A 12571-nucleotide genomic window follows, 5' to 3' on the forward strand; every position below is an offset into this window, starting at 1 on the left:
CAATGAAGAAGTCTTGCATTACTTTCGCAATGCTCAGTTTAGCCAGCAGTATCGCTTATGGCCAAAGTAGCGTGACGTTATACGGAATTATAGACGAGGGCATTAACTACAATAGTAACGCGAATGGTAAGGCGCTCTACAATATGGCCAGTGGCGTATTGCAAGGAAGTCGCTGGGGTCTGCGTGGAAAAGAAGATCTTGGCGGAGGGCTGTCTGGAATTTTTGTCCTTGAGAGCGGATTTGATGTCAACACCGGAAAGCTTGGCCAGGGCGGCCTCTTATTCGGCCGGCAAGCGTACGTGGGCCTTTCCAACCAATATGGCACGGTAACGTTGGGGAGGCAGTACGACTCTGTCGTTGACTATCTCGGACCACTCGAAGCTGGTGATCAATGGGGTGGCTATCTCGCCGCGCACCCTTCCGATAACGATAACTTCAATAACACGAATCGCACAAACAATGCTATCAAGTACACTAGCCCTAACATCGCGGGCCTAACATTTGGCGGTGTGTATGCCTTGGGCGGCGTGGCCGGCAGCGTCGGACGCAATCAGATCTGGTCACTCGGTGCAGGCTACTCGAATGGGCCGCTTGTCGCCGGCGTCGGCTACCTTAATGTGCGCAATCCTAACACTTCGTTCTACGGCGCTGGCGGGACTGTCGCACCTACGACAGCCGGCGTACCGGGATCGAATTTTGGCGCCTCCCCTGTCATTTCTGGTTACGCGTCGGCGCGTTCTCTCCAAGTGATTGGCGCGGGCGTGGCATACACGTTCGGTGCAGCAACTATCGGCGCGAATTATTCGAACAGTCAGTTTCGGAATCTGGGAGACAGGACCTCGGGACCTGTTCCCATTGGTGGCATCAGCGGAACGGCTACATTCAATAACGCCGAAGTCAACTTCAAATATCAGATCACACCAACTCTTCTCGCGGGCGCAGCTTATGTCTATACAAAGAACAGTGGCGCCAACGGATCCGACGGGGCCACGTACCACCAAGGCGCTGTCGGTGTTGACTACTTTTTGTCTAAACGTACCGACGTATATCTGATCGGAGTCTACCAAAAGGCCAGCGGTACAGACTCATCGGGTAAGGAAGCGGTCGCGTCAATCAACCAGTTGACGCCGTCGACGTCAAATCATCAGGTTGCAGTACGAATCGCCATTAGACACAAGTTTTGATCTGATTCTTCATGTCCTTCCCGCTCCGTTTAGGTTAGCTCCGTGTTGATGCGGCTTATTCGTCGGAGATCGGGAAATCGGGGTGGTCAAGCGTATGGCGAGCATGCATGTCTTCATGCACTCGCCGCTGCGCAAGTACGGCCACGTCGCCACCTTCGATGGTGTCGTCCCGGGAGCGTACGTCGTCGACCTTCCCCGTGATTCGCTCAGACGCATTGCTGGCGCTCCCTGCGCTTTTTTTGTCTTGACCGAACCAGTCGAGCAAGCTTGTGCTGTCGCTGGATAGTCGTGGATGCCACAGTCGACATCATCGATCAGACGAAAACGCATGCGCTTCGGCATCCGGAACCACCTTGAGAATGACGACGCCACTATCTCCTCGCACGATCGGCGCGGGCACCGGAACCGGAGAAGGAGTGTCGTTTTGGAGCCTATAGCTGCAAAGTACGGAACAGCCTGCACCACGCCGTTGACTTGGGGACCTCGCACCGCGATTCTCACCGGTGGCTTGCTATCAAACAGCGGAAGCCGCCTTGCAACGAGAAAGGATTACAATGAGTTCTGAGTGCGTCGATTCGATTCCGCGTGCAGCGCCGCCTTTCTGGGTGCTGGCGCTGATCGCGTTGGGTGGAACGATGGCCATGCACATGTTCGTGCCGGCGCTGCCCGATGCCGCCCAATCGCTTCACGCGCAAGCGGGCCAGATGCAGATGGCTATCAGCATCTATATCATCGGGCTGGCCGCAGGCCAGCTCATATATGGTCCGCTATCGGATTCGTTTGGCCGCCGTCCGCTGCTGATGATCGGGCTCATCGTGTACGTCGTCGGCGGACTGATCATCGCGCTCGCCCCTAATCTCCCGTGCCTGCTTTTCGGGCGCCTCGTACAAGCCCTCGGCAGCTGCGCCGGAGTGGCGCTGGGCCGCGCGATCGTCCGCGATACCTCAGATCCCAGTTCGTCAGTCTCGCAACTCGCGCTGCTCAATCTCCTGGTCGTCATGAGCCCCGGTTTCGCTCCGATGGTCGGGGGTTTCGTCGCGGGGGCGTGGGGATGGCGCATCATGTTCGCCCTGCTGTCCCTCGTCGGGGCCTTCACACTTGGGGTGGCGTGGAAACTATTGCCCGAAACGCGACACGCAGCGCGCCGGAGGGATGTCCTGAATCTTGTGGCCGATTACCGCGCACTGCTTGGGTCCGCCCAATTTCTGGGGTTCGCCGTTGGCAACGGCCTCGCGACGTTTTCGATCTATGCGTTTCTATCGGCAGCGCCCTTCATTCTTGTCAACGAATTGCACCTACCTTTGCATCTCGTCGGCATCTACATGGGGCTCATGATCGCCGGCATGGCGATTGGCAACGGCATTACAGCCAAGCTGGTACACCGCGTATCCCCCGAGTCCTTGATGCGGGTAGGTTGTACCATCAGTTTTGTCTGCGCCTTCACGCTCCTTTGCATCCTGCTGCTCGGCCAGCTCGATGTGCATACGGTGGTTTGTGGCATGATTCTCTTCACCTGTGGCTCCGGCATGGTGAATCCCGTCGCGCTTGCGAATGCTCTCAGCGTCAATGATCAGTCGATCGGTTCGGCGGCAGGATTGTGCGGGTGCATCCAATACGCCGTCGGCGCAGCGTGTACGACTCTTGCAGCACTCGGCCCGAGCCCCGCGTTCTCAGCGTTACTGGTCCTTGTCATCGCGACAGCGACTGCGCAATTCGCCTTTTTCCTAGCGCTCCGCAAACGGCCCGCTGGATAGCGGGGAATACATCTCGCACCTGAAAGCGGAGCGCCGGCGGGAAAGCCAGTCAGCAATTCACACTACGCACGTCATGTCGCAGCGCCAAGATAGCCCTCTCGTAGAGGCGAGAAGCCGTTCGTCGACTATTTGAGCAAGAAGCTCGGGTACTCAACCCGGACATCGACGAAATCCGCGCTGTAGAACAGTTCATCGCCGCGCTCGACGCGTCCAGCCTGACATCTGCGGAATTCACCTTTAACCCGCAGTTGCCAGACTAGAGTGGCTCGCACGTGCGCGCCTGATCCGGAGATCAACCCGCCCCTCTGTGACGGTCATCCCGGGCACGCATTAGAAAGCCCCGCGGCGTAAAATCAGTGGAACAAGCAGTGTGGACTCGCTTTAGACATGATACATATCAAGTCGTGACGAGCCTTAGACGTATCAGACGGACGAACTCCCTTTGCCGAGATGCATCACGCGGCGCACATCGCCATCAGGTCGGCAGCCTTCGTGCGAGGGTCCATCTCCTTGAGGGTGGTCAGCAGCGCCTTTGCCCGAGCGTCACCGAGCACATCAGTGGTCAGTTCCATGAACTTCGCATCCTGTTGCTGCTCGGACATCGGATTGACGAGCGTGCCGATCGGGTCCTCCACGAATACGTGCTCCGACTTTCCGTCGCGAAACGTGACAGTCACTTCAGCCACGAACTTGCCCGGGTACTGCTGCTCGAGTTCAGGGGCTTCAGTAATCTTGATACCGCGTGCCGCAGCCATCACAGGGCTCATATCGATCTTGCCATTCAGATAGTCGCGGTGCACCCGGTAACCGTTGCCCTTGCCGAGCATCGCGAACGCCATTTGCACAGGCAGGCTGAACTGCACATGCTCGATGTTCTGCGGCTCGTATGCGTTCGCATTGGCGGTGCCAACAACCACGTTGAACGCCGGGTGGATGCGGGCCTCCACGCCCGAGATGTCGGCGAAACGGTCAGCGAACGGCCGGATCGCATCGATGTACGCGTGAGTGCAGTAGCAGGCGCAATACGCCTTGAGCCAGACGGTGCCAATCTCGAATGGTCGATCCAGCGAGAACTGCTCCTCGGCCTGCTCGCCAGGACCGCGCTGCAGGAAGGTGCGAAATAGCCCCTTATTGCCGCTCAGGAACGATCGAGGCCCGGTAATGCCGGAATGCGCCATGTCGGCGGCCACCATGCCACTGCGCGTGCCAATACCGGCATGCACACGCTTGATCGAGCCTCCAGTGGACGTGTACTCGGTGGTGCCGGACGCATGGCTCAGCGCGATGGAAAGCGCATGCAACGTCGTCTCCGCATCGAACTTGCGCAGCTTGGCCGCCACCGCCGCGGCGCCAAAATTGGACAGCACCGCGTGCGGATGGAAGCCGCGCTTGAGCAAGTCGGGTGCCGCCAGCACGCCGATGCGAGTGTATACCTCGTAACCAGCAACGATTGCCGTGATGACCTCTTCGATATTAGACCCCAGCTCTTCGCCAATCGCGAGTGCTGCAGCAACCACGCAACTGCCTGGATGGCTGGCGCTGGGCCCGTGCGCGTCGTCATACTCGAAGCCGTGGCCAAACGCGGCGTTGACGAATGCGGCATCCGCGGCGCTCAACGCGAGCGCGCTAGCGGACACGCGGCTGCGCCCGGGGCGCTGTTGAGCGCCTGCGAACGCCAGCACCTTTTGGGACCAAGGCATTCGCGAGGTGCCGATCTGCAGCGCGAGCTGGTCGCGCATGAGCCGGCTTACTCCGGCGTGCGCCGCATCGTTCAGGTGGTCGAACTTCAACTCCTGGACAAGGCGGACCACCGCGTGCTCCAAAGGCGGGCAATTGGCCGGCGATCTGGTGTCGGGCTGGTTCGTAGTCAAACGGTCCTCTCGATGGAAGTTATTGGTGACAGGCGTCCAGTTGATATTGGACGCGCAGCATGTGACACCCTGGTTTCTCGCACGGCGCGTGCTTCAAAAGACGAATACGGCCTTGCCCCCCGCCTGGCCGTCGAAGATGCGATACGCTTCCTCCGCCTGCTCGAGCCTCCAGTGGTCAGTGAACAACTTGTCCACGTCGACGCCGTGATCGGCGATGAAGTGGGCGCAATCCTTCATAGCGACCTCCGAAAACGTGTAGGACCCGATCACGGTACGCTGCTTGCCGATCAGGTCCTTCATCGCGTCGACGGTGAGATTGCCGCCGACAGCCACCAGCGCTATTTTTCCCCATGGCCGGGTCGAGCGCACGGCCTGCTGCCGCGGCACTTCCCCGCCGGCGCAATCGATCGCGCAGGTCACGCCTTTGCCGCCGGTGAGCTGGAGAATCTCCGCCACGGCGTCGACCTGACTGCCGTCGACGGCGTGGGCGACGCCGAACTCCCTGGCCCGGCTGACACGCTCAGCCGAGATGTCGACGCCGATCACCTCGACGCCCATCGCCGCGGCGAGTTGCGCGGCAGAGAGGCCGACGGGACCGAGCCCGAACACCGCCAGCGTGTCGCGCGCGCTGATGTCGAGACGCAGCAGCGCGCCAAAGGCGGTGCCGGTTCCGCACGACACGGCCGCGCCGCCCGCGAACGACATCTCCTGTGGCAAATGGACGAGCGACGAAACAGGCACTTTCATGTAGTCGGCATGGCCGCCGTGCGCGATCAAGCCGTGAATTGTGGCACCGTGATCGCATAACTGAGTCCAGCCCGTGCGGCACGAATCGCAGTGCTTGCAGCCTTCATAGTGAAACACCATCACGCGATCGCCGATCTTGAAGAGGCCCGGGTCCACGCCCGCGCCGACGGCGGCGATCACCCCGCAGGGCTCATGACCGCCGATGACCGGCGCACGCTCGTCGATGCCGCGTGAAGCCAGGTCCCTGAAACCCAACGACCGGATGACCTCAGCCGGATCGTTCCGATAGAAATGCAAATCGCTGCCGCACATGCCCGAAGCCTTCATCTCGATCACGGCTTCGCCCGGCCCCGGGGTCGGGTCGGGAAATTGCATGAGTTCCAGCTTGCGGTCTCCTTTGAACACGACGCCACGCATGTCTGCTCCTGATAGGTGGAACCCGAACGACGAAACGGGCCCGTGACAACGAAAATCAACCCTGCTAACGGCGGGTAGCTTTAGCCAGTGTGCGACGCAGCGCCCCGAGCGTTAGCCCCGCATCTGCCGAATTGGAACACCGATATTTCATTCCGGTTCGCTTCGGGCGATTTGATTCCGTACTTCGATTTAGGATTGGGTACGTGTCGATAAAGAGCTATTTGCCACGCTGACTCATCTGCGCGCAACGTGTAAGGATTAACACCCATGGCGATTCGCCTGTCGATCAATAAAACTAACATCTCTTAGCTGGTACGTAGATAAAAGATGCATTTCGGTCGCGCGACCTACGCCGGCACATGCTTCACGGATGCCGACGCATGCACGCCCGATCTGCCCGCATTCAGTTCTGCGGCACGTCGTACTTTCCCGCCGCCTACCGAACATTCCCCGACAGGCCCGTCGGCCGATTGCGCGAGCCTGATGACCAACGACCACCTCGCCGCCAAGTTCCACCGAAACACTGCAGACGTGATGTCAGCCGACTGCATCGACCATGTGATCGACGCCGTCTTCAATCTTGAGGACATCGGCGACGTTGCGTCGATCATGCGTGCGCTGGAGGCCAATATAAGCCGCGCGCATGCGTGCGAACGGAGGACCGGATGATCGCGGCCTGCCTCATCTCGCTTCGATGGCTATTACTGTGCAACGAGACGTGCGACGGAGATTCGCGTACGCGGACCGCAGGCTTGGTGATTGAAGAGCGTGCGGGTCGTGCCATTCCTCTCGAACGATTTGGTGGGACGTTCCGTGAGAGCCTCGCGGCGGCTGCATCAGCAGGTCACATGCCGGCCGGGGTGCAACGGTCCTGTTATCTTTTCGGACTGCTGTCACTTCCTTATTCGCTTGCGCATCTCGACAGCCAGGCGATCGATCGCCTGATCAATCCCGCCGAGGCATTACCGCTGCGCGACGACTGAACTGCCGGCCCGGGGTCGACATAGAACCGAAGTGGGACGGCTGGACGAAACCGGACCCTTCGGCACGCACGAAGCCGCGACCGGCTGGAAAGCGCACATGATCAGGAGAACTCGATGACGGTTCCAGATAAACTCGCACGGATCAGCGGGATTCCGTGCTTTTGGGCGTCGCGCGCGCCAGATCTCGTTGCCATCGTCGATGGCGAGCAACGCACGACGTTCGGAGAACTGTGGGCGCGCATCCAAAAGGCCCGCGCATTTTTCGAAAGCCGGGGCGCAATGCCCGGCGACCGCGTCGTGATCGTCGGTGAGAACTGCACGGCGCTAATCGTCATGCTGTTCTCGTTGTCGGAAATTGGGGCTTGGCCGGTCGTGGTCAATGCACGTCTGTCGGAGCGAGAGCTTTCCGCGATTTGTGCGCATTGCGAGCCGCGGCTGGTGTTGTTCACGCACGATGTTTCGCCGGACGCGTTGCGTCACGGCGAACGGCTTGGCGCTCGCATAACTGTAGCGGACGGCATCGGCGCCGTCTTGTGCAGCGATGCGGATTCAAATGCTCGCCCCGAGAGCGGGACGACGGCGCGCGAGGTGGCCATCCTGATCTATACGTCGGGGACCACGGGCCAGCCCAAAGGCGTCATGGTCACGCATCGCGGCTTGTTGCACTTCGCGCGAGTTTCCGCGATCTCACGTGACTTAAAACCAGGCGACTGCGCGTACGCGGTGCTGCCGATGTCTCACATATTCGGCATCGGCACCTTGCTTCTCGCCACGTTATACGGCGGGGCAAGCCTGCACTTATGCGCGCGTTTCGATCCAGGAGACGTGATCGAAGCGATCGAAAGCGGCGCGATCTCAATTCTGCAGGGCGTGCCGACGATGTTCACACGCGTCGTCAGCTATTTGCGGGAGTCCGGACGGACGGTGGGCGCGTCGAAGCTCCGTTACCTCTACACCGGCGGCAGCCTGCTCGACCTGACGCTCAAGCGCGAAGTCGAAGCGCGTTTCGGGCAACCTCTGCACCACGGATATGGCATGACCGAATACGCGGGATCACTGGCGGTGACGCGTATCGAACGGCCGCGGCAAGACTGTTCTGCAGGCGAAATAGTTGAGGGTGCCGAGTTGCGCGTGTTGGACGAAAACCGCAACCTTGTCCCGCGCGGAACGCCGGGCGAGTTGTGGGTGCGCGGTCCCGGCGTCATGCGAGGTTACTACCGCGCGCCGCATGCGACCGCCGAAGTGCTGGACCCAGACGGTTGGCTCGATACCGGCGACATCGGCACGATCGATGCCGACGGTGCATTGTTCATCGTCGGGCGGTCGAAGGACCTGATTATCCGTTCAGGGTTCAACGTCTATCCGGTCGAAGTGGAAACGGTGATCAATTCATTCGATGGGGTCAGGCAATCCGCCGTGGTCGGCCGACGCACAGAAGACAGCAATGAGGAGGTGATCGCCTTCGTCGAGTTCGAAGCCGGAGCAACGGCCGACGTCGACGCATTGAATCGGCACCTGGCCGCGCGGCTGTCGCCATACAAGCGGCCCTCACGGATCATCGTCATTCCGGAAATACCAACGACTGCCAGCGGAAAACTGATGAGGCATATTCTCCGTGCGATGGCACAAGATGATCACGCAGTGCCATCGCATCGAAGTTCGGCTACTCCGCGATAACACGCTGCGACAGCAAGCGCTTCGAAGCCCTTCGCGCTCCGCGGATCTATTACTCGCTAAATGCTGCCGGTCCTGTTCCCGTTTCTACGTCGGAACGACCGACCAGAGTACGGAACACCTACGCGACTGGGATTGACGCCGTGACGCTCCGCGTTGAAGTTACGGCTATACGTGTCGACTCGTGCGCAAAGCATGCACGCACACGCCGCGCAACCTGAGAGCAATTCGACCATGAAGACTTCGACGGAAGTGGGCACATGCCTGCCGGCCGCGCCCGCCCCCATGCATGTATGGAGAAGCGCGGACGGCATTCGCCTCGCTGGCGACTCGTGGGGCGACCCGGACGGTACCCCTGTCATCCTCCTGCACGGCAGCGGCCAAACCCGTCACAGCTGGAGTGGAACAGGAAGAGCACTCGGTGACGCAGGTTTTTTCGCCGTGGCATTCGATGCCAGGGGCCACGGCGACTCCGACTGGTCTCCCATCGGCCACTACAGCCTGGGCGCTATGGTCCGCGATCTCGAATGCGTCGCCTCGACGTTAGGCGAGCGGCGGCCCATGATCGTCGGCGCCGGGTTGGGCGGCGCAGCCGGTCTCCTCGCGGTGGGAGAAAACTATCTGAACGCCCAGGCGCTGGTTCTCGTCAATATCGCGCCTCATACCGAGCCTGCGGGCGTATCGCGTCTCCAATCGTTCATGCGACAAAAGCCCGGCGGGTTTCGGTCGCTCGACGAAATTGCTGACGTGATCCGGCAGTTCCATCCGCAGCAACTGCAATCGCCAAATCCGGAAGGCCTGACCCGAAGCGTGCGCTTCGGAGACGACGGCAAATATCGCTGGCATTGGGATCCTCGCTTCCTTGCGTGGCCACGCGATCTCCCGCGCCGTCATTCACGATTTTCGGCGAGCGCGCGCAAGCTGAAGCTGCCAACACTTCTGCTGCGCGGCGAAAGCTCAGAGATCGTCAGTGAGGCAGGAGTGGAGGAGTTTCTGCGTTTGTGCCCACATGCGGAATCGGCCGATGTGCAGGATGCCGGTCACATGGTTGCATGTGAGCGCAACGACGTATTTGGCGAAACGGTACTTCGTTTTCTCGTTCGCCAGGCGCGCGCCGATCAGTCGGCGACGCGCCGCGCGGTTGCATATAGTTGAAGCCGCCGCTGGAGAATGCTTCCGGCGCGCCGCAGAGCCGCCGGCGCCACGGGTTCACGACGAAGCGGCGACCCTCTATCTTGCGCGCGGTCCGCCGTGGCTTGGTAGCAGGCTTCACGCCCTCGAAGAACATCGTGCAAAGCTGATCCGCGACGCTTTCCAATGTGCCCTTCTTCCGATTGAACCAAGTCTAACCGGAATTGATGCGGCTGAGAACGAACACCCTGCACTGCGCAATATCGCCATCTCCCCGCAAGAATCCTTGTGAGCAGGTCGTCGAACAGCGCCGCCTATATCTTACTTTTGCCATGCAACCCAGTTGTCGAAATCGCCGACCGCGGAGGCGACAGCCGCGCCCCTAGAACGACCGCCCTGCCGATGCATCGGACTATTGCTTGCCGTACATGCACAATGCCGTCTTGTCGGCCGCGAGCGCCTGCGGAACGGCTTCCCGGAGGAAATGGACGAATGTCCCGATCTTCGCGTCGAGGTACTGGCGCGACGCATACAGGACGTACGCGGTCAGATTCTGCAACTGATAGTCGGGCAGCACGCGAACCAGCGCACCACTGCGCAGCGCCGGCATCGCCGTCGCCATAGGAAGCGAGCCGATGCCGACGCCCGCCCTCAGCGCAACACTCAGAGCATCGATCGCGTTCACCTGAAAATCTGCCGGCGGAAATTCAAACGTTTCCCGGCCATTGGGTCCCTCCAAATGCCAGCGATCACGCGGAAACACGGATGCGACGATCTGCAGACAAGCGTGCCCGCGAAGCTCCTCCACCGAGTGCGGCGTGCCATGTTTGCTCAGATAGGCCGGCGCGGCGCAGAGCACGCTGGGCAAGTCGCCGAGTCGATGCGATACAAACCCCGAGTCGGGCAAATCCGTCATGCTCAATTGAAGCGAGACGTCATAGCCCTCGTCCAGGAGGTCCGGCACGTGCTGCGATAACGTCAACTCGACCGATACCGCTGGATTCTGTTCCCGATAGCGCAAAACCGCGGGTAACACGTACGTCTGGCCGAAACTCGACGTCGCATGCACGTGCAACTTTCCGGAAGGCCGGGCATGCGCATCCGCGGCTTCGGCCTCGGCCTCCTCGACATAGGCGAGAATTCGCTCGCATCGTTCCAGATAGCGCTGCCCCGCCTCGGTGAGCGCGACGCGGCGCGTGCTGCGGTTGAGCAAGCGCGTGCGCAGATGCGCCTCCAGTTGCGCGATCGACCGCGACGCATTGGCGTTGGTGATATTCAGACGTTGAGCTGCCTCCGTGAAGCTGCCCTCTTCTGCGATGCGAACAAATATCCGCATCATGTGTAGCGTGTCCATTGATCCTTTTCCCTGCGATGAATTCGCCTCGCACTCCGTCACGTGGCGAGGCTTCCGAAGGTCCCGAGCGAGACCTGTCGTGGTGTTGCAGCAGCGCGGTCACCGATACGTATCGACCGCTGTTTCGATCTCGTGGGTGCCGCCTAAGACGGGAGTCTACGAAGTGCGGAGAAACTACCTGAGCGCCCGGGACGTGTCCAGCGAAAGGCTCGTGCCGCGCGGCCGGTAACTGCGATCCGCCGGAACCCAGCTCGATACTCGATCAACGACCGCCCTCGGTCCATCAAAGTACGGAACAGCGCGATCGTCTAAGTTGACACATTTGCTGCCACCGGCGAAGTTTGACGAGGGCGCGGAGAATGCCGCCCGTCTCGGCATCTTCGTTCGCAGGCCAGCAGCCTGTCCGTTCGCGCCGTTCAGCAAGACGTCCGGCCGCCGCACGCTAGCCACATGCCGTACCCACCCAACCATGAGGATCACGATGAAAGCAGGAAACCGCCTTCCCGGCACCCCGGAGCCGATGCACATATGGAAAGGTTCCGGTGGCGTCCGGCTCGCGGGCGACACGTGGGGTCATGCCGACGGCCCACTCGTCGTCTTGCTGCATGGTGGCGGCCAAACCCGCCACGCGTGGGGCGGAACCGGCGAATTGCTCGGCAAGACCGGCTATTGTGCCGTAGCCTACGATGCCCGCGGGCACGGGGATTCCGACTGGGCTCGCGACGGCGACTACAGCCAGGACGCACTGGTGCGCGATCTCACGTGTGTCGTAGCGGCGCTCGGCGCAAGACGCCCCGTGCTCGTCGGCGCCTCGCTGGGCGGCGGCACTAGCCTCGTTGCAACCGGAGAGCGCCAGATCGACACCAGCGCGTTGATCCTCGTCGATATCGTGCCTTATACCGAGCCCGCCGGCGTCGCCCGAATTCACACGTTCATGCAGCAAAGTCCCGACGGATTCGGCTCGCTCGAGGAAGTCGCCGACGCGATCGGTCAATATCGCCCGACTCAAGCGCGCCCGCGCAATCTCGATGGCCTGTCCAAAAACGTCCGCTTCTGTGACGACGGACGTTACCGGTGGCATTGGGATCCGAGATTCCTCGCCGGCACCATCGATCTGCGCACGCGTCACGAGCGGTTGGCGGCTTGCGCGCGCCAACTGACGCTGCCAACGTTGCTGGTGCGCGGCGGCAGTTCCGATGTCGTCAGTGAAGCGGGCGTGCGCGAATTCCTCGAACTCTGCCCGCACTCGGAATACGTGAACGTCGCGGAAGCCGGACATATGGTGGCAGGAGACCGCAACGACGTATTCGGAAAGGCGGCCGTTCAATTCCTCGCACGCAATGTTCCGGTTGCCTCGCTTTCGGGTCAACCTTAACAACGTGCCCGGCTTCGCTGCATAGGTCCGTGGCGGCCCAAGGAACGACGCGCTTCTGATACGAACAGCAACGCTACCGGC

11 protein-coding genes are annotated in these 12571 nt (G+C 60.9%); 7 read left to right on the forward strand and 4 right to left on the reverse strand.

What is annotated here, in order from left to right; all coding sequences use genetic code 11:
• Window positions 1-2 precede the first annotated feature (2 nt).
• Window positions 3-1184, forward strand: a complete 1182-nt coding sequence (locus OKW43_RS24590; protein WP_184057130.1) for a porin — start codon at window positions 3-5, stop codon at window positions 1182-1184.
• A gap of 55 nt (window positions 1185-1239) precedes the next feature.
• Here OKW43_RS24590 and OKW43_RS24595 read toward each other — a convergent pair whose 3' ends face one another.
• On the reverse strand, window positions 1240-1449 hold the full coding sequence (locus OKW43_RS24595; RefSeq protein ID WP_187633098.1) for a hypothetical protein: 210 nt from the start codon (window positions 1447-1449) through the stop codon (window positions 1240-1242).
• Between the two features lie 289 nt (window positions 1450-1738).
• On the opposite strand from OKW43_RS24595, the gene OKW43_RS24600 reads away from it, so the two are divergent.
• A complete protein-coding gene (locus OKW43_RS24600) occupies window positions 1739-2938 on the forward strand; it encodes a multidrug effflux MFS transporter (RefSeq protein WP_187633099.1) in 1200 nt (399 codons plus the stop codon).
• Window positions 2939-3393: 455 nt separating this feature from the next.
• Here OKW43_RS24600 and OKW43_RS24605 read toward each other — a convergent pair whose 3' ends face one another.
• Together OKW43_RS24605 and OKW43_RS24610 are read right to left on the reverse strand one after the other, a co-directional pair.
• A complete protein-coding gene (locus OKW43_RS24605) occupies window positions 3394-4809 on the reverse strand; it encodes an MmgE/PrpD family protein (RefSeq protein WP_187633100.1) in 1416 nt (471 codons plus the stop codon).
• Between the two features lie 93 nt (window positions 4810-4902).
• Entirely contained in the window at window positions 4903-5973 is a 1071-nt protein-coding gene (locus OKW43_RS24610) for a zinc-dependent alcohol dehydrogenase family protein (RefSeq protein WP_187633101.1), read from the reverse strand.
• Window positions 5974-6456: 483 nt separating this feature from the next.
• On the opposite strand from OKW43_RS24610, the gene OKW43_RS24615 reads away from it, so the two are divergent.
• The 4 genes from OKW43_RS24615 (at window position 6457) to OKW43_RS24630 (ending at window position 9785) form a co-directional block, all read left to right on the forward strand.
• The gene (locus OKW43_RS24615) at window positions 6457-6642 is read left to right on the forward strand and encodes a hypothetical protein (protein WP_187633102.1); all 186 of its coding nucleotides are present in this window, start codon (window positions 6457-6459) and stop codon (window positions 6640-6642) included.
• Window positions 6643-6725: 83 nt separating this feature from the next.
• Window positions 6726-6956, forward strand: a complete 231-nt coding sequence (locus OKW43_RS24620) for a hypothetical protein (protein WP_187633103.1) — start codon at window positions 6726-6728, stop codon at window positions 6954-6956.
• Window positions 6957-7070: 114 nt separating this feature from the next.
• On the forward strand, window positions 7071-8633 hold the full coding sequence (locus OKW43_RS24625) for a class I adenylate-forming enzyme family protein (RefSeq protein WP_187633104.1): 1563 nt from the start codon (window positions 7071-7073) through the stop codon (window positions 8631-8633).
• Between the two features lie 282 nt (window positions 8634-8915).
• Window positions 8916-9785 (forward strand): alpha/beta fold hydrolase, encoded by an 870-nt coding sequence (locus OKW43_RS24630; RefSeq protein ID WP_246529972.1) that lies wholly within the window; start codon window positions 8916-8918, stop codon window positions 9783-9785.
• 388 nt (window positions 9786-10173) lie between these two features.
• On the opposite strand, the gene OKW43_RS24635 is transcribed toward OKW43_RS24630, so the two are convergent.
• A complete protein-coding gene (locus OKW43_RS24635; protein ID WP_187633106.1) occupies window positions 10174-11115 on the reverse strand; it encodes a LysR family transcriptional regulator in 942 nt (313 codons plus the stop codon).
• Window positions 11116-11596: 481 nt separating this feature from the next.
• On the opposite strand from OKW43_RS24635, the gene OKW43_RS24640 reads away from it, so the two are divergent.
• On the forward strand, window positions 11597-12490 hold the full coding sequence (locus OKW43_RS24640) for an alpha/beta fold hydrolase (protein WP_187633107.1): 894 nt from the start codon (window positions 11597-11599) through the stop codon (window positions 12488-12490).
• The last annotated feature ends 81 nt before the right edge of the window (window positions 12491-12571 follow it).

The organism is Paraburkholderia sp. WC7.3g (assembly GCF_050436345.1).
In the GTDB taxonomy this organism is placed as follows: Bacteria; Pseudomonadota; Gammaproteobacteria; order Burkholderiales; family Burkholderiaceae; genus Paraburkholderia; species Paraburkholderia podalyriae.

Coding starts and splice junctions, on each gene's coding strand:
- OKW43_RS24625 (WP_187633104.1), top strand. CDS start 7,071: ATGACGGTTCCAGATAAACTCGCACGGATCAGCGGGATTCCGTGCTTT.
- OKW43_RS24635 (WP_187633106.1), bottom strand. CDS start 11,115: ATGGACACGCTACACATGATGCGGATATTTGTTCGCATCGCAGAAGAG.
- OKW43_RS24630 (WP_246529972.1), top strand. CDS start 8,916: ATGCATGTATGGAGAAGCGCGGACGGCATTCGCCTCGCTGGCGACTCG.
- OKW43_RS24600 (WP_187633099.1), top strand. CDS start 1,739: ATGAGTTCTGAGTGCGTCGATTCGATTCCGCGTGCAGCGCCGCCTTTC.
- OKW43_RS24640 (WP_187633107.1), top strand. CDS start 11,597: ATGAAAGCAGGAAACCGCCTTCCCGGCACCCCGGAGCCGATGCACATA.
- OKW43_RS24590 (WP_184057130.1), top strand. CDS start 3: ATGAAGAAGTCTTGCATTACTTTCGCAATGCTCAGTTTAGCCAGCAGT.
- OKW43_RS24610 (WP_187633101.1), bottom strand. CDS start 5,973: ATGCGTGGCGTCGTGTTCAAAGGAGACCGCAAGCTGGAACTCATGCAA.
- OKW43_RS24615 (WP_187633102.1), top strand. CDS start 6,457: ATGACCAACGACCACCTCGCCGCCAAGTTCCACCGAAACACTGCAGAC.